The organism is Pseudomonas flavocrustae (genome assembly GCF_029872515.1).
Classification (GTDB): Bacteria; Pseudomonadota; Gammaproteobacteria; order Pseudomonadales; family Pseudomonadaceae; genus Chryseomonas; species Chryseomonas aestiva.
The window spans coordinates 90523-105038 of the sequence record NZ_JAPDIQ010000004.1; the positions used below are offsets into that span (position 1 = coordinate 90523).

General features: G+C 63.3%; 19 protein-coding genes, 1 tRNA gene and 1 pseudogene. 5 read left to right on the forward strand and 16 right to left on the reverse strand.

The window, feature by feature from the left end; all coding sequences use genetic code 11:
* Window positions 1–2: 2 nt before the first annotated feature.
* From OMP44_RS10910 to OMP44_RS10920, 3 genes are read right to left on the reverse strand one after another with little or no spacing between them, the layout of a single operon-like run.
* Entirely contained in the window at window positions 3–911 is a 909-nt protein-coding gene (locus OMP44_RS10910) for a baseplate J/gp47 family protein (protein ID WP_280307943.1), read from the reverse strand.
* Complete coding sequence (locus OMP44_RS10915; protein WP_280307946.1) at window positions 908–1252, reverse strand: GPW/gp25 family protein; 345 nt, start codon at window positions 1250–1252, stop codon at window positions 908–910. The genes OMP44_RS10910 and OMP44_RS10915 overlap by 4 nt, the downstream gene beginning before the upstream one ends.
* The gene (locus OMP44_RS10920) at window positions 1249–1839 is read right to left on the reverse strand and encodes a phage baseplate assembly protein V (protein WP_280308496.1); all 591 of its coding nucleotides are present in this window, start codon (window positions 1837–1839) and stop codon (window positions 1249–1251) included. Before OMP44_RS10920 ends, OMP44_RS10915 begins: the two co-directional genes overlap by 4 nt.
* Window positions 1840–1944: 105 nt before the next feature.
* Between OMP44_RS10920 and OMP44_RS10925 the strand changes: the two genes are divergently transcribed.
* Window positions 1945–3402, forward strand: a complete 1458-nt coding sequence (locus tag OMP44_RS10925; protein WP_280307949.1) for a hypothetical protein — start codon at window positions 1945–1947, stop codon at window positions 3400–3402.
* On the opposite strand, the gene OMP44_RS10930 is transcribed toward OMP44_RS10925, so the two are convergent.
* From OMP44_RS10930 to OMP44_RS10985, 12 genes and pseudogenes are all read right to left on the reverse strand, one after another.
* Window positions 3365–3841 (reverse strand): phage virion morphogenesis protein, encoded by a 477-nt coding sequence (locus tag OMP44_RS10930; RefSeq protein WP_280307951.1) that lies wholly within the window; start codon window positions 3839–3841, stop codon window positions 3365–3367. The two genes, OMP44_RS10925 and OMP44_RS10930, sit on opposite strands and share 38 nt — an antisense overlap.
* The gene (locus tag OMP44_RS10935) at window positions 3834–4364 is read right to left on the reverse strand and encodes a phage tail protein (RefSeq protein ID WP_280307953.1); all 531 of its coding nucleotides are present in this window, start codon (window positions 4362–4364) and stop codon (window positions 3834–3836) included. Before OMP44_RS10935 ends, OMP44_RS10930 begins: the two co-directional genes overlap by 8 nt.
* Window positions 4361–4618: an Rz1-like lysis system protein LysC gene (lysC, locus tag OMP44_RS10940; protein ID WP_280307957.1), complete on the reverse strand. Its 258-nt coding sequence runs from the start codon at window positions 4616–4618 to the stop codon at window positions 4361–4363. Before lysC ends, OMP44_RS10935 begins: the two co-directional genes overlap by 4 nt.
* Window positions 4542–4895: pseudogene (locus tag OMP44_RS10945) on the reverse strand (Rz-like lysis system protein LysB); the annotation flags it as partial. The pseudogene OMP44_RS10945 and the gene lysC, both read right to left, overlap by 77 nt.
* Window positions 4892–5098 carry a hypothetical protein gene (locus tag OMP44_RS10950; protein ID WP_280307960.1) on the reverse strand — a complete coding sequence of 69 codons (207 nt, stop codon included), beginning with the start codon at window positions 5096–5098 and terminating at the stop codon, window positions 4892–4894. The gene OMP44_RS10950 and the pseudogene OMP44_RS10945, both read right to left, overlap by 4 nt.
* The gene (locus OMP44_RS10955) at window positions 5095–5919 is read right to left on the reverse strand and encodes an N-acetylmuramidase domain-containing protein (RefSeq protein WP_280307962.1); all 825 of its coding nucleotides are present in this window, start codon (window positions 5917–5919) and stop codon (window positions 5095–5097) included. The genes OMP44_RS10950 and OMP44_RS10955 overlap by 4 nt, the downstream gene beginning before the upstream one ends.
* Entirely contained in the window at window positions 5916–6230 is a 315-nt protein-coding gene (locus OMP44_RS10960) for a phage holin, lambda family (RefSeq protein WP_115946757.1), read from the reverse strand. Before OMP44_RS10960 ends, OMP44_RS10955 begins: the two co-directional genes overlap by 4 nt.
* Window positions 6231–6242: 12 nt before the next feature.
* Window positions 6243–6467, reverse strand: a complete 225-nt coding sequence (locus OMP44_RS10965) for a tail protein X (RefSeq protein ID WP_280307966.1) — start codon at window positions 6465–6467, stop codon at window positions 6243–6245.
* Window positions 6467–6928, reverse strand: coding sequence for a head completion/stabilization protein (locus OMP44_RS10970; protein ID WP_280307969.1), 462 nt, complete (start codon window positions 6926–6928; stop codon window positions 6467–6469). The genes OMP44_RS10965 and OMP44_RS10970 overlap by 1 nt, the downstream gene beginning before the upstream one ends.
* 102 nt (window positions 6929–7030) lie before the next feature.
* Window positions 7031–7732 carry a phage terminase small subunit gene (gene gpM / locus OMP44_RS10975; RefSeq protein WP_280307971.1) on the reverse strand — a complete coding sequence of 234 codons (702 nt, stop codon included), beginning with the start codon at window positions 7730–7732 and terminating at the stop codon, window positions 7031–7033.
* Between the two features lie 3 nt (window positions 7733–7735).
* On the reverse strand, window positions 7736–8752 hold the full coding sequence (locus OMP44_RS10980; protein WP_280307973.1) for a phage major capsid protein, P2 family: 1017 nt from the start codon (window positions 8750–8752) through the stop codon (window positions 7736–7738).
* 28 nt (window positions 8753–8780) lie between these two features.
* Window positions 8781–9626, reverse strand: a complete 846-nt coding sequence (locus tag OMP44_RS10985; RefSeq protein ID WP_280307975.1) for a GPO family capsid scaffolding protein — start codon at window positions 9624–9626, stop codon at window positions 8781–8783.
* 232 nt (window positions 9627–9858) lie between these two features.
* Here OMP44_RS10985 and OMP44_RS10990 point away from each other — a divergent pair, with 232 nt between their 5' ends.
* Genes OMP44_RS10990 through OMP44_RS11000 form a run of 3 tightly spaced genes read left to right on the forward strand, consistent with a single transcriptional unit; the run spans window position 9859 to window position 13107 of the window.
* Complete coding sequence (locus OMP44_RS10990) at window positions 9859–11592, forward strand: terminase ATPase subunit family protein (RefSeq protein ID WP_431312637.1); 1734 nt, start codon at window positions 9859–9861, stop codon at window positions 11590–11592.
* On the forward strand, window positions 11592–12602 hold the full coding sequence (locus OMP44_RS10995) for a phage portal protein (RefSeq protein WP_280307980.1): 1011 nt from the start codon (window positions 11592–11594) through the stop codon (window positions 12600–12602). Before OMP44_RS10990 ends, OMP44_RS10995 begins: the two co-directional genes overlap by 1 nt.
* 52 nt (window positions 12603–12654) lie before the next feature.
* Window positions 12655–13107: a hypothetical protein gene (locus OMP44_RS11000; RefSeq protein ID WP_280307983.1), complete on the forward strand. Its 453-nt coding sequence runs from the start codon at window positions 12655–12657 to the stop codon at window positions 13105–13107.
* An 804-nt stretch (window positions 13108–13911) separates the two neighbouring features.
* Here OMP44_RS11000 and OMP44_RS11005 read toward each other — a convergent pair.
* A tRNA-Thr gene (locus OMP44_RS11005) sits at window positions 13912–13987 on the reverse strand.
* 117 nt (window positions 13988–14104) lie between these two features.
* Between OMP44_RS11005 and OMP44_RS11010 the strand changes: the two genes are divergently transcribed.
* Window positions 14105–14452 (forward strand): hypothetical protein, encoded by a 348-nt coding sequence (locus tag OMP44_RS11010; RefSeq protein WP_280307986.1) that lies wholly within the window; start codon window positions 14105–14107, stop codon window positions 14450–14452.
* Window positions 14453–14516: the final 64 nt, after the last annotated feature.

Below are 14516 nucleotides of genomic sequence, written 5' to 3' on the forward strand. Positions count from 1 at the left end.
CCTTAGCTCCCCACGGTGACGCTGGTGGCGGTGCAGTAGCCTGCCTGGGCTTCGGTGGGCGTGACGTCCTGCCAGCCGATCAGCTCGACCCAGGCGACGCCGGCGACGTGGAGGGCAGCATCGATGCCGGAGCGCGGGATCCGCACGCCGAGGCGGCGGCGCTGATTGACGTAGGTGGCCAGGTTCTTCTTGGCCGTGGCCAGGATGACCTCGGCCTCGGCGCCGGTGTTGGCCAGGTGCAGGATAGCGGTTACCTGGTAGCGGAGGATCTGCGCCGATTGGACGGTCAGGCGATCGCCTACCGGGCGGACGTCTTCGTCGTTAAGGGCCTTGCTGACGGTGGCCAGCAGCTCGGCCGAGGCGGTGCCGTCGCCGGTCAGGGCCTGGACCGTGACAGTCACGGCGGCTGGGCTGGGGCTGGTGGCGCTGGCATCGGCCACCAGGCCGCTAGCGTTGCGGGCGTGCAGGATGTAGGCATTGCGCGGGCCGGCGACGCTCAGGCCTTCCCAGGCCATCTGCACGCGCTCGCGCAAGGCGTCGTCCGTCTCCATCACCGCGGTGGTGGGCGGTACGGCGCTGGGGTTGGCCGGGATGACGACCAGGCGGGTCAGGTTGACGCCGGCAGCGATCTGCTCGAGGTCAGCGTCCTTGGCTTTGGCCAGCATGGTGGCGAGGGCCGCTTCGTTGACTCGCTGGCGCAGCAGCAGCTCGCGATAGACGTTCTCCTGCAGCAACTTGGTCAGCGGCTCGGATTCGAGCTCCAGGCGGGCGGCAATGGCGGCCTGCTCGGCGACGGGCCAGAGGCTGACCATCTTGGCTTTGCGAGCCGCGAGCAGAGTCTCGAAGTCGAGCGCTTCGATGACGGCCGGATCCGGCAGCTGGCTGAGATCGATCGGGGTGAAGGTGGTCACCGAGTGCCTCCCAGGGTGAGCGGAGCCCGCAGGCTGACGGCGGTGTTGGTCACGGTGCTGTAGCCCTCAAGGTCGACGAAGGCCTGACCAGGCTCGTCGCCCAGCGCCAGGGCGATGCGGGTGAGGTTGATGCGCGGCTCCCACCGCAGCAGGGCGATTACGATCACCGCCTTGGCCTGCAGGGCGAGGGCGCCGTTGAGGGGCTGATCGATAAGGCTGAACAGGTCGCAGCCGTAGTCCCGGCGCATCAGGCGGCTGCCGATCGGCGTAGTGAGGATGTCGGCCACCGACTGCTGCAGGTGCTCGAGTTCGGTGACGCTCAGGCCGGAGGTGCGGTTCATGCCGGCGCTCCAGTCTGGGCGCCGCCGTTCTGGACGCCGCCGTGCTTGTGCTTGACCAGACTGATGCCGGCGGCAACCACATCCTCGCTGACAGTCACCTTGCCGGTGACGTTCTGGTTGCCGGTCTGGGTGTAGTCGCCGTGGTGATTGATCGGGCCGATGATGTTGATGCCGCCGGTGCTGGTCAGGTCGATGACGCCGCCCTCGGGCAGGATGGCCCGCAGGCGATGGGCCACGCTGTCGTACTCGACGACGGCGCCGTCCGGGTAGGTGCGGCGGTGCAGGCCGGCGCGATCACCGTTGGCGGGAATAAGGGCGCTGAACAGGCCGGTGATGGCGACGCCCTGGGCGGTCTGGCCGCTCGGGCTGAGGACCAGGACCTGCTCACCCACGGTGGGCGGATCCCAGTCGCGGGTGGTGCCAGCGCGCAGGGCGGTCCAGGGCAGCCAGCCGGTCAGCAGGTCACCGCTCTGCACCCGAACGCGGGCAGGGCGCTTGTCTGGGAGACTGCCATGGTCAACCTCTGCAATGGTGCCGAGGCGGATCAGGTTCTCGATGAGGCGGGAGAGGGCGGCGATATCGGTCATGCCGCGGAGCATGACTTTCGTCCGAGCGCCTTGCAGCGAGCTAAAGTTGTAGGGCGCGACTGTACAAATCTCGTCAGTAGGATTGACCAATTATAGGAATCGGCTATGTACCCGGAACGGCCCAGAAAATTCTATCGGTTTAGACCTTTGGAGAACTTGATAGGTAAGTACAAAGAGTTAGAAAGTCAGACAATCTTCTTTCCTCATCCAGATCAGTTGAACGACGCAATGGAAGGTCATTCGGATATCTATTGGAAAGGAGATAGAGTACTTTGGGTTAATTTATTTAGACACTATTTGCGTTGCCTATGCATGTGCCTTTTGACTGCTCCGCACGATGAGGATAGGGCGCAATACTTGACGAAAAATAATGTATTCGTTAGGACGTTCACACATGACTTGCCAAGCGATCATGCTCGACAGCTAGTCGATGATGTCGCATCTAAGTTTTTTGCGTGTGCCGGAATCATCCAAGTGATAGGTGTTTTGTCCAATGAAGAGGAAGAACGATCGCAGGACGAGCTCCTTTTTTACCTGGAGCTTGTCCATGATCTAGCAGTTTCGGTTGTTATGGATGTATTTATAGATTGCGGACTCTATCCGGGTGCGAAAAGAAACTTTGAAAGCGCGGAGATAAATCTCACGAAAAACCTCAAGGATTGGTTTAGTACTGGAATTGAAGATGTTTTAAAGGTGGATGGTTCAGCTAGAAGTGTATTTGCAGCCGCTAGATTTGTAGTTGAAAGTAGAAACGCATTTTCAAGTGACTTCGGTGGTCAGGGTTCTGCCAAGCAGCTATTAATGTATGATTTCCCTATGATGTTTGTATCTAATATCAAGCGAATCATGCATCCGGATTGGTATGCTGCATGTTTCATGGGTGACTATCGGAACGCTTCTGTATGGGGGACCTACGGCGACAGCTACGCAGGAGTTTGCCTCGTATTTGATTCCGAAGAGACTGATGATGGATTTTGTCTAGACTTGTATCAGCCTATTGGCGTGGCTGGCAGAAAAGATAAGGACGACTCGATAGTTAAGAGGGTAATTTTTGACTATCGAAAGCTTAAATTTCATAAAATTGATTATGGTGGAAGTCACCCTCGCTTGGACTTTTTCAAAAACATTGGTAGGGCCTCAATACCTGTATTGATTGATGACTGGTATACGCTTGCTACTGGAGATAAAAGTGCAGTGGCAAAGGTGGAGGATACTGAAGCTTGGCGAGCTGAGTACCGCAATTCATTCGCGAAAACAGCTACGAAAAAGCTTTCAGATTGGCAGCACGAAGACGAATATAGGCTACTGCTTGATGGTATGCTTCAGGATTATTCAAACAAAGAGGATAGGAAGCTGAAGTATAAATTCAACAGTCTGTCAGGGATTATATTTGGGATGAAAACCCCCTCCGAGGCTAAGCGAAAGATTATTTCTATAGTTGGTGAGAAGTGTCGCGCAGAGGGTCGCTCTGAGTTTGATTTTTATCAGAGCTATTTTTTGGGTGAAACCGGGAAAATAGCTATCGTCAAAATCCATCATATTTGGACAGCTGGTCAGTTGTAAGCAGGTCCAACATAGTTTCGACCAAGCTTTCTCTATCCTTTTCTGTTAAGCCAAGGATCTGACGTTTAGCGTAGCGAATCTCGGGAGCCCCACGCTCGGCGCGGTCCTTCAGGCCGTACTGGTGGACACGGGCGATGCGGGAGACGCGGCCGGCGAAGCCGATCACCGCCTGTTGCGGCGTGCCCTTGGTCTTGAGGTACCGGGCCATCTTGAGCTTCTCGAACATGCGCCGCTTGATGCGACCCTTCTTGCCGCGCAGATCCCGCGGCTTGCGCGACTCGAACGGCGAGCCGTCTGGGTTCGCCTGGGCGCGGATCCGCTGCTGCTGGCTGCGGCGCAGCTGCTGGGCGGCCTTGCGGGCCAGTTGGGCCCGGCCGCGGCTATCGAGCTTCTGCAGCAGCGGCGAGAGCCAGGTCTCCAGTGCCTCGAGGTCAGCCACGGCTGCGACCCGGCTGCGGTGTTTCTAGGGCCAGGGCATCCCCGGCGGATCCGGACTGCCACTCGGCGAGCAGTTCGCCGCCGGCGAAGACCTGCCAGGTGGCTGGCTCCTGGTACTCGGTGTATTGCGGCTCCGGCGCGTGGCTGAGCTGGTAAGTGCCATCTGGCTGATGCTTGACGACCACGCGCTCGGTGAGCGGCAGGGTGATGGCCAGATCCACTTTGGAGTTGTCCAGGATGTCGGCCTCGAAGCCGATCCCCTGGGCGGACTTGTCCAGGTTGACCAGGAGCTCGGACTGGTTCGTCCGGACCCAGGCCAGCAGCGGCAGCATCACGGCGTCCGGATGGCCGGCGAAGTCGGTCAGGATGACCTGGAGCTCGTAACCGTATTCCCAGGACAGGCTGGCCGCGGCGGTGCAGCGCAGTTTGCCCTTATCAATGAAGACCAGCAGCCGGTCAGGCGCGTGGCGCAGCTCCGGCACGGCGGCGAGCAGGTGAGCGCGGAGGCTCTCGGGCTTATTCATGGGTGGGCCTGCTGGGCGTCATAGACCATATCTACCTGGGCGGCGCAGTCGGCCCAGGCCGCTTCCAGCGCCTCGCTGTCGTCTAGGAGCTCGCCGTTATTGCGCGGGTTGGTCGACGGCAGCTGGCAGCGCGTTACCACTGGACAGCCAGTCATGGTAAGCCGTGGCTCCGGTGAGGACGGGCCGCTGACGCAGCCGGCGAGCAGCAGCAGGCAGAGGCTGGCCAGCCCAAGCCTTGAGTTCGGCGTTTTCATCTTCGAGCTCCTGGATCCGGCGCTTGCGGACATCGATCTCGCGGCGCAGGTCTTTCTGGGTGGTCTGCAGCCGGGCCTGGGCGGCCCGCTGCTCGGTGAGGGTGTCGGTGAGGTGGTCGCGCTCGCCGGTCAGTTGGGTGACCTGGTCCTCAGCGGCCTCGCGCTTCTGGTTGGCCTGGTCGATGCGCAGGCCCTGCCCGTAGAGGGTCAGGCATAGCACGGCGATCGTCAGGGCCAGGGCGAGCGCGAAGAGCGCCTTCTCCTTCCAGCTGATCATCGGCGGTACCAGCCAGCACGGCCCATGGCCGCCTGGTCCAGGTGCTCGAGGTCACCCATTACGACGACGGCGCGGACCCCAGGCTTTGCGGCCTGGATGGCTTCGGCCAGGTGCTCGGCGTCCTCGATCGAGGCACCGGCCGGCAAGACGAAAACGTCGCCATCTACCGGATTGATGCGCTGCGCAGCATCCGTGGCGATCATGCGGCGTCCTTAGCCGTGGCGGCGGCGCTGTAGCGGGCGAAAGCGCGCTCAAGCTTCACGTCGTAGAGATTGCGGGCGTAGGCCGGGCCGTTGTAACCGCGGGCGAAGTCCGCCCACTTGCCGGTTTTGAGCGCCTTGAGCAGGGCAGGCTCCGCCTTGATGAAGCGGGCGAAGGCGTCCAGCTGCTCGGCCTCGCTGGCCTGCATACGGGTGACGAAGTCCTGGACGCTGGCATAGCCCAGGTCCTGCCAGTGGTAGCCCATGACCTGGAACAGGCCCCAGCTGCACGACTCCAGCGCGCAGGCCTCGTCGATCTGCCGGGCCGAGGTCAGGCGCTGCCACTCGGCCGCGCCGCCGGCGTAGCCGCCGGACTTCGGATTGATCAGGTTCGGATTGAGCGCAGCCAGGCGATCAGCCTCGGCCTGGCCGTTGGCCTTGACTAGGCGCTGGTAGAAGACGTGGCGCTCGAACAGGATTACCACCCGACCGTTGTCCAGGAAGCCTTCGCCCTTGGACTCAACCTCATTGACCGCCTGAACGGCCGCGACAGGGACGCCCAGGGTCTTGGCGGCGAGCTCGAGGTCGGCGTAGCCCAGATGGAGTGGGTCGCGCTTGCCCAGCAGGGCGGCGAAGGTCTTCGGGCCAGCGATGCCATCGGCCACCAGGCCGACAGAGCGCTGGAAGGCTTCAACGGCGTGCTCGGTGCCTTCGTCGAAGTCGCCGTCCAGGTCGACGGTGAAGCCGGCCGCGGCCAGGGCTTTCTGCAGGTCGCGCACGGCCAGGCCGTGGGCGCCGAGGATCAGGATCTTGGGCTGGTTCATTGCGTTTCTACCTTGCGTTCGACGAAGCGTTTAGCCGCGGCGCGAGTGCCCTCGACGCCCAGCAGTCCGATGATTCCGCCCCAGAAGGGGCCGGTGCTGGCAGGGATGCCCAGCAGGGAGAGGCCGTGGCTGGCGGCCAGGGCCAGGGCGCCGCATAGCGGGGCCTCGAGCAGCACGCGACGCAGGGTGCCGCCGCTGTAGGCGATCCGGAGACCCGCGATGACGCAGGCGACCATGGCGGCGTAGAGGGCGGGCCAGTTGTGTTCGAGCCAGGTGGCGAACCAGGCCCAGGAGTCAGGACGGTCAGGCATGATGTTTCTCATCTAGTCCCAGAGGCTGACCGGCTGCTGCGCGGCGATGCCGGCAGAGACCTGGGCAGGGGCGTCTGGCAGGGTGATAGGGGTGCCGATCGGCAGGATGGGGCCCAACTCAGCCAGGCCCGGGTTGGCTTCGAGCGCGGTCTCGGTGACGTCCTGGGTGCGCCCGTAATGTCGCAGGCAGATCCGGTCCAGGGTGTCGCCTTGCTGGGTGCGCACGACGGTGGCCATCAGATGAGCTCCACGGTGGTCCGGGCCAGGCCCAAGAAGTCGCGGATGGCCCAGCGCTGATCGCGTCGGTAGTCGTCGATGGTGGGTGTCTGCGCCTCCGCGCCCTTGTCGCCCTTGGCGGTGCTGTCGTAGCTGCGATAACGCTCGGCGACCTCGGCCGCGGTGGCGGCATCGATCGCGCGCAGGTACAGGTGGGTACGCTCGCTGACGCCGTCGACTAGCAGCCCGGGCACAGCGGCCAGGGTCGCGTAGCCGCCGGTGGACTGGGCGAAGCGGTAACCGGCGAGCTCGCGATTGACGCCGATGGCTGCGGCGATCACCGCGGCTTTCAGCTTCTCCGTGCTGACGCTGCTGTCGATCCGCAGCCGCGCGCGGACCTGGTCCAGCTCGATCGCCGGCCAGAAGGGGTCGGACACCACCTGACCGCTGGCGACGGTGCCGCCTGCAACGAATCCGCTCATGGTGCTGCTCTCGAATGGGTCGCCGGTGGTCGGGGCTTCACGGTCCCAGGCGAGGCCTGGCCGATCCGCCCCGAGCCGGCGAGGTTGCGGGGGACCGCTCGGTTAGCCGCCAGGGGCGGCATGTTTCTTGGCCAGGCGCTCGGCCCGTTCCAGGTCTTTCTTGCCGCCGCAACGGTCGTGCAAGCTGATCGCCTTGCGTAGCATCTCGATCGCCGAGACCAGTTGGCCAGGTCGGCCGGGTCGATCCTCGTCGACGTCGGCCAACTCGGCCCGGCCGATGGCCAGGTAGAGCTTGGCGCGCGCCTCGTCGGGCATGTCGTGCTCATCGGTGAGCACGGCGGTGCGGATCAGGATGTCCAGGTCGAAGGTCTGGCCGGCCTTCTGCGCCGCCAGTGCGCCCTCGGCTACTTCCTCGGCGATCAGGCAGCCCGGGGTGCGCTCGAAGCGATCGGGCATCAGCAGGCCGTGGCGCAGCACGTAGGCGGCGATGTCCAGGGCGCCGGCGAACTCGCCGGCGTCGATGCGCCAGATCATCACGGTGACCAGCACTTCGTCCTGCGCGCCGTTGCCACCCTCGAGCACGCCGCTGACATAGTCGGCGTAGGCGCCGAGCAGCTGCCGCTTGAGCTCGGCCTTGGCCTGAGTGGATTGCACCTGCTTGAGTCGCAGCCGGTCCTGCAGCAGCTGGGCCAACTGCTGCTCGTACACAGTGCGGCCCGCCATGCTGTCGGCCGGCCCGGCGGCCGCGGCGGCGAGTGCCGCTGCAGCTGCCTGGAAATGGCTTTTTGCGGGAGAGGAGGCCATGGCTTATACGCCCGTCTCGATGTTTTCGATCAGGCAGCCGAAGCCGTAGTCCTCGACCACGTAGGCGTCGTTGCTCGACTCGTAGTTCTCGATGCGGTTCTTCTCCGGCGTTTCCTTCACAAAGCGGCGACGGCCACCGGTCTGGAAGTAGATCGCCAGGTTTTCGAGCGAGGTGATGAGCATGCCCTTGTCCGGGCAGTAGGGGACCTCGACCGGCTGTAGGCCGCCCATGCGCTTCTGAGCCAGGATCAGGTCGGTGGCCAGCTTCTCGCTGGGTGCCTGCTCGCGGTTGACCAGGGGGAAGTACTTGTCGTGGACCAGGTCGCGGCCGAGGATCACCACCAGGCCCGGGTCCTTGCGGTACCAGGGGTCGATCAGGTTACTGACGGCGTCGAAGACCAGGGCATCCAGGTTGTTGTAGTCGGCGTCGCTGCCGGTACCGATCACGATCTTGCCTTCGGCCTTGCCCGACTTCAGCACGCGCTGCGGTGCATTGCTGCGGTACTGCTGCAGCCAGCCGATGTTCACGTCCTGGAGCAGCGGATTGGTGGCACGGTTGGTGGTGGCCGCGGCGCTGGTGCCGTTGAAGCCGATCATCAGTCGGTCCAGGGCCTGCCGCTTCACGATGGCGTCACGCAGGCGCGACTGGAAGTCGGGGAACTTGGCCCAGGTATCCAGCAGCTGGTAGGTGATGGCGGTATCGAAGTCGGTCTTCTTGCACTCGTACCCGCGATTTTCGAGCGCCTGCATCTCGCGGGGTTGGCGGGTCGCTGTGCCGCTGGTGTCGGTGCGGCCGGCGATGGTGCCGGAGACGCCCAGGCCGACCTTTTCGCCCATCAGCTCGTCAACGGGAATGACGTTGACCTTGCTCAGGAAGTCGCTGGACTCCTGGATGCGGGTCTCCAGCTTCTGCTGGACGGTGGGCGCTACGGCGAAGGTCGCCGCGGAGGAGGAGACGCCGGACAGCTTGGCGACCTGCTCCAGATATTGGTTGAACAGCACACGGGTATCGTTACGCATGGATCTCTCCGGAAAGGTGAACGGCTGATCAGCAGTCGGTCAGGTTCTGGCCATCGCCGCCGGTGACCGGAGGGCGCTTGGGTTGGTTGGGGTCTTGGGTCTGGCTGAGCTGCACCTGCAGGGCGGCGAAGTCGGTCTGCAGCTGCTGGTGCTTGCCCGTCAGCTCGGTGAGGGCCGCCTCGGCGCGGGTGAAGCGCTCGTCCTGCTCGCGAACGTGCTCGGCCACGGCGGTGACTGCGGCGCCGAACTGGGCGAACTCACCCTGGGTCTGCTCCTCCTTGCCCTTGAGCAACTCCTGGACCTTGGCGAAGAGCAGCGCGCCCAGGCCAGGCTTGTCCTCGACCTCGTCGAAGGTGAGGGCGGTCTCCTCGGCCACGGTGAACAGGTTGTCCGCGTGCAGCTTGCGGCTGGCATAGGGATTGGCCGCCGGATTGGCCGCGGCGAAGGACAGCACGTCGGTACCTAGGCTGGCCGGGCTGTCGGTGATACCCAGGCCGACCAGGTAGGCGGCGCCGGTGTCGGCGAACTTGGGCGAGATCTCGACCGAGGTGTAGATCTTCTGTTTGGCCTTGTTCAAGGCCACCAAGTCGGCGGTGGGCTCGATCTGGGCGAAGAGGGCCAGCTTCTTCTGGCCGTTGATCTCGACCTCCTCGGCCTTGACCGCCACCACGTCGCCGTAGGCCTTGAAGGGGCTGTCCGCCACGCTGCTGCGGATGTGCTCCATCCAGATGCGCGCGCCGTAGGTCTTGGGGTTGTAGCTGGCAGCGGCCTGCTCGATCCAGGCGCGCTCGATCTGACGGCCATCGCTGGTGGCGCCTTCGACGGCGACACGGAAGAAAGGAGAGCGGAGTTTGGGGGTCTTGGGGTCGGCCATGCCGGGGATCCTCAGAGGCTTAGCGGGAGTGCTTGGGCGATGAGGGGCATGGTCGGGACGCGCGCGCGTCCCAGCAACGAGGGGGTTTTGTAGGCGCGCGCGGTACACGTTCGCGCGCTATGGAGGAGGGGATCAGGGCGGCAGTCTGGCGGCCATGAAAAGCCTATCCGATTCCTCGCCCCTGCCAAGCCCGGCCGAAACGCCGGCGGCCGTCCAGTCCACCGACCTGCTGATGGACGTGCGTCGGCGCGCCAAGCATCTGTATTGGATGGGCTGGAGGATCACGGAGATTGCCGAGGCGATCGGCGAGAAGGAAAAGACCGTCCACAGCTGGAAGGCCCGGGACGAGTGGGACCGGGCGGACAACGTCGAGCGGATCGGCGGCGCCCTTGAGGCGCGCCTGGTGCAGCTGATCCTCAAGGACGGCAAGACCGGCGGCGACTTCAAGGAAATCGATCTGCTCCATCGCCAGCTGGAGCGCCAGGCGCGGATCCAGCGCTTCCAGGGCGGCGGTACCGAGGCCGAGCTCAATCCCAAGCTGGACAATCGCAATGCCGGGCCGAAGAAGAGGGCCGCGCGCAACGAGTTCACCGATGAGCAGATCGAGGCCCTTGAGAGCGCCTTCCGCGATCAGTGCTTCGGCTACCAGCTGGACTGGTACCGGGCAGGTCAGCAGCGGACCCGGGCGATCCTCAAGAGCCGGCAGATCGGCGCCACCTTCTACTTCGCCCGCGAAGCTTTCCTGGACGCCCTGATCACCGGACGCAACCAGATCTTCCTGTCGGCCAGCAAGAACCAGGCGCATATCTTCAAGGCGTATATCCAGGCCTTCGCGCGGGAGATCTGCGGCGTCGAGGTGACGGGGGATCCGATCATCCTGGCCAACGGCGCCGAGCTGCACTTCCTCGGCACCAATGCCCGCACCGCCCAGGGCTACCACGGCAACTTCTACTTCGACGAATTCTTCTGGACCTTCCGCTTCGAGGAGCTGAATAGGGTGGCCAGCGGCATGGCCATGCAGAAGCAGTACCGCCGGACCTACTTCTCGACGCCCAGCTCGATGGCCCATGAGGCCTACACCTTCTGGACCGGCGAGCGCTTCAACAAGGGCAAGCCCGTCGCCCAGCACCTCAAGCTGGACGTCTCCCACGACGCCCTGCAGCAGGGCCGGCTCTGCGAGGACCGGATCTGGCGGCAGATCGTCACCATCCTGGATGCCGAGGCGCGCGGCTGCGACCTGTTCGACCTGGAGGAGCTCAAGCTCGAATACTCGGCCGAGGCCTTCCAGAACCTGCTGATGTGCCAGTTCGTCGACGACGGCGCGAGCATCTTCCCCCTGGCCATGCTGCAGCCCTGCATGGTCGACAGCTGGGTCGAATGGGCCGAGGACTACAAACCGTTTGCAGCCCGCCCCCTGGGCGATCGTCCGGTCTGGGTTGGTTACGACCCCGCCGAGACCGGCGACACCGCCGGCCTGGTCCTGGTCGCTCCTCCAGCGGTACCGGGCGGCAAGTTCCGCGTGCTGGAGCGCCACCAGTTCCGCGGGATGGACTTCGCCGCCCAGGCCGAGGCGATCCGCCAGGTCTGCCAGCGCTACTGGGTGAGCTACATCGGCATCGATGTCACCGGTATGGGCAGCGGCGTGGCCCAGCTGGTGCGCCAGTTCTTCCCGGGGCTGACCACCTTCAGCTACTCGCCCGAGGTGAAGACCCGCCTGGTGCTCAAGGCCTACGACGTGATCAAGAACGGCCGCCTCGAGTTCGACGCCGGCTGGACCGACGTCGCCCAGTCGCTCATGGCCATTCGCAAGACCACCACCGCCAGCGGCCGGCAGTTCACCTACACGGCCGGCCGCAACGACACCACGGGCCATGCGGATCTCGCGTGGGCCCTCTTTCATGCCCTGCACAACGAGCCGCTGGAGGGCCAGACCGGCCGCAACACCGGCGTCATGGAGATCTACTGATGAGCGATTCCACCGCCCTGGTCAGCCCGGCCGCCCAAGCGCCCGGCATCGAGGCCTTCACCTTCGGCGACCCTGCGCCAGTGCTCGATGGCCGCGAGGTCTTCGACTATCTGGAGTGCTGGTTCAACGGCCGCTACTACGACCCGCCGCTGTCGCTCGACGGCCTGGCCAAGGCCACCCGCGCCAGCGTCTATCTGGACTCAGGGCTCAAGTTCAAGCGCAACCTGCTGGCTCGCACCTTCATTCCGCACCCGCTGCTGAACCGCGCCGCCTTTGAGCAACTAGCCCTGGACTACCTCTGGTGCGGCAACGCCTACCTGGAGCGCCGCCAGTCCCGCCTGGGCACCACGATCAGCCTGCAGCCGCCGCTGGCCAAGTACATGCGGCGAGGGGAGGAGGGCCGCTTCTTCCAGGTCAGGGGCTGGCAGGACGAGCACGAGTTCGCGCCGGGCACCATCTGCCACCTGCGCGAGGCCGACATCAACCAGGAGATCTACGGCATGCCCGAGTGGCTCGCCGCCATGCAGTCGGCACTGCTCAACGAGTCGGCCACGCTGTTCCGCCGCAAGTACTACAACAATGGTAGTCACGCCGGCTTCATCTTCTACATGACCGATGCGGCGCAGAAGGAGGAAGACATTGACTCCCTGCGCACCGCGCTGCGTTCGGCCAAAGGGCCGGGCAACTTCCGCAACCTGTTCGTCTACGCGCCCAACGGCAAGAAAGACGGCATCCAGCTGATCCCCGTCAGCGAGGTAGCGGCGAAGGACGAATTCAACTCGATCAAGAGCATCACCCGCGACGACATGCTCGCAGGCCTGCGGATCCCGCCGCAGCTGATGGGCATCGTGCCGCAGAACGCCGGCGGCTTCGGCTCGATCAAGGAGGCGGCGGAGGTCTACGCCGCCAATGAGCTGGAGCCGCTGCAGGCGCGCCTGGCCCAGGTCAACGACTGGCTGGGGGAGGAGGTCATCCGCTTCCGGCCCTATGAGATCACACAACTGCCTTAACAGGTTTTTGACTTGCGAGGATGATGTCTGGACCTATAAGCGGAGGGTTGCTGTGGCTACGAACATTGAATGTTTCGATCTACTCACAGGGCGAATTTTCGCTGACCTGTACGACGATTTTCCGGTGGCAAGAGTCCTTACCGCTGAGATTTATTGCAGCTACCTGCTGGGTATTGATCCTGAAAATCCGATAGAGGCTGTGATGGATGATCAGGGCAAGGCGATTGAATTCTACTTCGCAACAGTTGAATGGCTAGAAGTGGCCGGTTACATCAGGCATCGCCATGAAAACAGTGATTGGTCCGAAACAGTGCTCACTGCGAAAGGCCTAGAATCGCTGAAGTCGGTACCTGATTCATTGGCGGGAAAGGAAAGCCTGGGTTCTCAACTGATCGATGCAGCTAGAGATGGGGCGACTACACGACTGAAGGACTTGGCCAGTAGCGTGATAGGAGTAGGGGTGCAATTGAGTATCGGTGCCGTCCAAGCGGTCCTTGCTAGATGACGAACCATTTTGAGAAAGCCGCCTCCGGGCGGCTTTTTTGTGCCTGCGGATCATGGTGGGCGCGGCTGTGCCCAGAGGAGATCTTGAGAGCCGGAGACAGGAGGCGGCACCGGGGTGGCCGGGGGTACGGCTACACCTGGCGCGCGCCGTCGTCCCCCCGCCGCGCCCGCGGTCTAAATGTGTCGCTTTTTCTGCAGCCCTGCACCTGGGCCCGTTCCGCGCCGCTACTGGGGCTGTACGGGGGTTGGCAGGCCTGAAAAACCCTGCGAATCCCTGCACCACCGGCCCTTTTCTGTAGGTGTGACCTGGCTCAAATCCTAGATGGGGTGGTGCGAGGCGTTACTTCCGTTCCTTGGCGATCGGCAGCGCACTCGAAACCCGCGTTACTACTGGACTAGCACATGATCTCGTGGCCGTTACTCAGCCGTTACCTTTACCGTTACTTTTTCTCAAACCATTGATTTAGAGCGGTTTCTAGTTCTTCAAAAGTAACAGTGAAAATTGTTACTAAAGAACGGTGAAGTAACGGAAAAGTAACGGCAAGCGGATGGGCTGGAAAGCTTGTGGGGCGGGCTTTGGAGCGGGGAAAGGCAGGCAGGTAACGCAAGTAACGCAATCCCCTTGGCCGAACATAAAAAGGGGATAAGACCAGTGGGAGTGGGCTAGGATGGCCACGCATCCAGCCGTCTTCACACTGTCACTGCCTGGCAGATACGCTCTGCCATTCGTGCTGACTTGTTACGCTGCTTGTTACGTAGACGCTGATCTGTCGACGAGGCAAGCGGCTGGAAGCTTTGGAGTAGATGGTGCCGGCACCAGGAGTCGAACCCGGGACCTACTGATTACAAGTCAGTTGCTCTACCAGCTGAGCTATACCGGCAAGGGGAGGCCATTATAGCCATGGGAAAGCCCTTGTAAACCAAGGATGTGCGACGGTTAAGGCTGACGTAAGCCAGCTGCGGCTAAAATGGTGCAAAGAGCTTGCGAGGAGCCGCTGATGAGAACCAAAACCCTGGCCTTCCTGGCCGCTGCCCTGGCCGGTTGCACCAGCCAGGCGAATCTTGAGCGCAATCCGCCCATGGAGCTGCGCACGGGCAAGAGTGCCGAGGACTATCGCACCTGTCTGGTGACCGGTCTGGAAAAGGACGGTCGGCATGTGCTGGTCCAACCGCAAGGCAGCAGTGGGCAGCGGGTGCTGGTGGACAGCAAGGTGCCGGGCGCCACGGCGGCGATCATCGATATCGGGTCGGCATCGCGCGGTACGCGTATCCAGTTGCGCGAGCAGATGGCCAACAATCCGCTGCGGCCGCGGACCATCATGACGGCGGTGAAGGATTGTCTGTGAGGTGAGCGGCTGGGTGGACCCTCACCCCGGCCCTCTCCCAGGGGGAGAGGGGAAAGAACGGGCT

Bases quoted from the DNA above. Each gene is read 5' to 3' on its own strand.
- gpM (WP_280307971.1), bottom strand. From the start codon at position 7,732: ATGGCCTCCTCTCCCGCAAAAAGCCATTTCCAGGCAGCTGCAGCGGCA.
- OMP44_RS10990 (WP_431312637.1), top strand. From the start codon at position 9,859: ATGGACGTGCGTCGGCGCGCCAAGCATCTGTATTGGATGGGCTGGAGG.
- OMP44_RS10965 (WP_280307966.1), bottom strand. From the start codon at position 6,467: ATGGCCACCGTCGTGCGCACCCAGCAAGGCGACACCCTGGACCGGATC.
- OMP44_RS10935 (WP_280307953.1), bottom strand. From the start codon at position 4,364: ATGAATAAGCCCGAGAGCCTCCGCGCTCACCTGCTCGCCGCCGTGCCG.
- OMP44_RS10995 (WP_280307980.1), top strand. From the start codon at position 11,592: ATGAGCGATTCCACCGCCCTGGTCAGCCCGGCCGCCCAAGCGCCCGGC.
- OMP44_RS11010 (WP_280307986.1), top strand. From the start codon at position 14,105: ATGAGAACCAAAACCCTGGCCTTCCTGGCCGCTGCCCTGGCCGGTTGC.
- lysC (WP_280307957.1), bottom strand. From the start codon at position 4,618: ATGAAAACGCCGAACTCAAGGCTTGGGCTGGCCAGCCTCTGCCTGCTG.
- OMP44_RS10925 (WP_280307949.1), top strand. From the start codon at position 1,945: ATGTACCCGGAACGGCCCAGAAAATTCTATCGGTTTAGACCTTTGGAG.
- OMP44_RS10985 (WP_280307975.1), bottom strand. From the start codon at position 9,626: ATGGCCGACCCCAAGACCCCCAAACTCCGCTCTCCTTTCTTCCGTGTC.
- OMP44_RS10980 (WP_280307973.1), bottom strand. From the start codon at position 8,752: ATGCGTAACGATACCCGTGTGCTGTTCAACCAATATCTGGAGCAGGTC.
- OMP44_RS10920 (WP_280308496.1), bottom strand. From the start codon at position 1,839: ATGACCGATATCGCCGCCCTCTCCCGCCTCATCGAGAACCTGATCCGC.
- OMP44_RS10915 (WP_280307946.1), bottom strand. From the start codon at position 1,252: ATGAACCGCACCTCCGGCCTGAGCGTCACCGAACTCGAGCACCTGCAG.
- OMP44_RS10970 (WP_280307969.1), bottom strand. From the start codon at position 6,928: ATGAGCGGATTCGTTGCAGGCGGCACCGTCGCCAGCGGTCAGGTGGTG.
- OMP44_RS10960 (WP_115946757.1), bottom strand. From the start codon at position 6,230: ATGCCTGACCGTCCTGACTCCTGGGCCTGGTTCGCCACCTGGCTCGAA.
- OMP44_RS10950 (WP_280307960.1), bottom strand. From the start codon at position 5,098: ATGATCGCCACGGATGCTGCGCAGCGCATCAATCCGGTAGATGGCGAC.
- OMP44_RS10955 (WP_280307962.1), bottom strand. From the start codon at position 5,919: ATGAACCAGCCCAAGATCCTGATCCTCGGCGCCCACGGCCTGGCCGTG.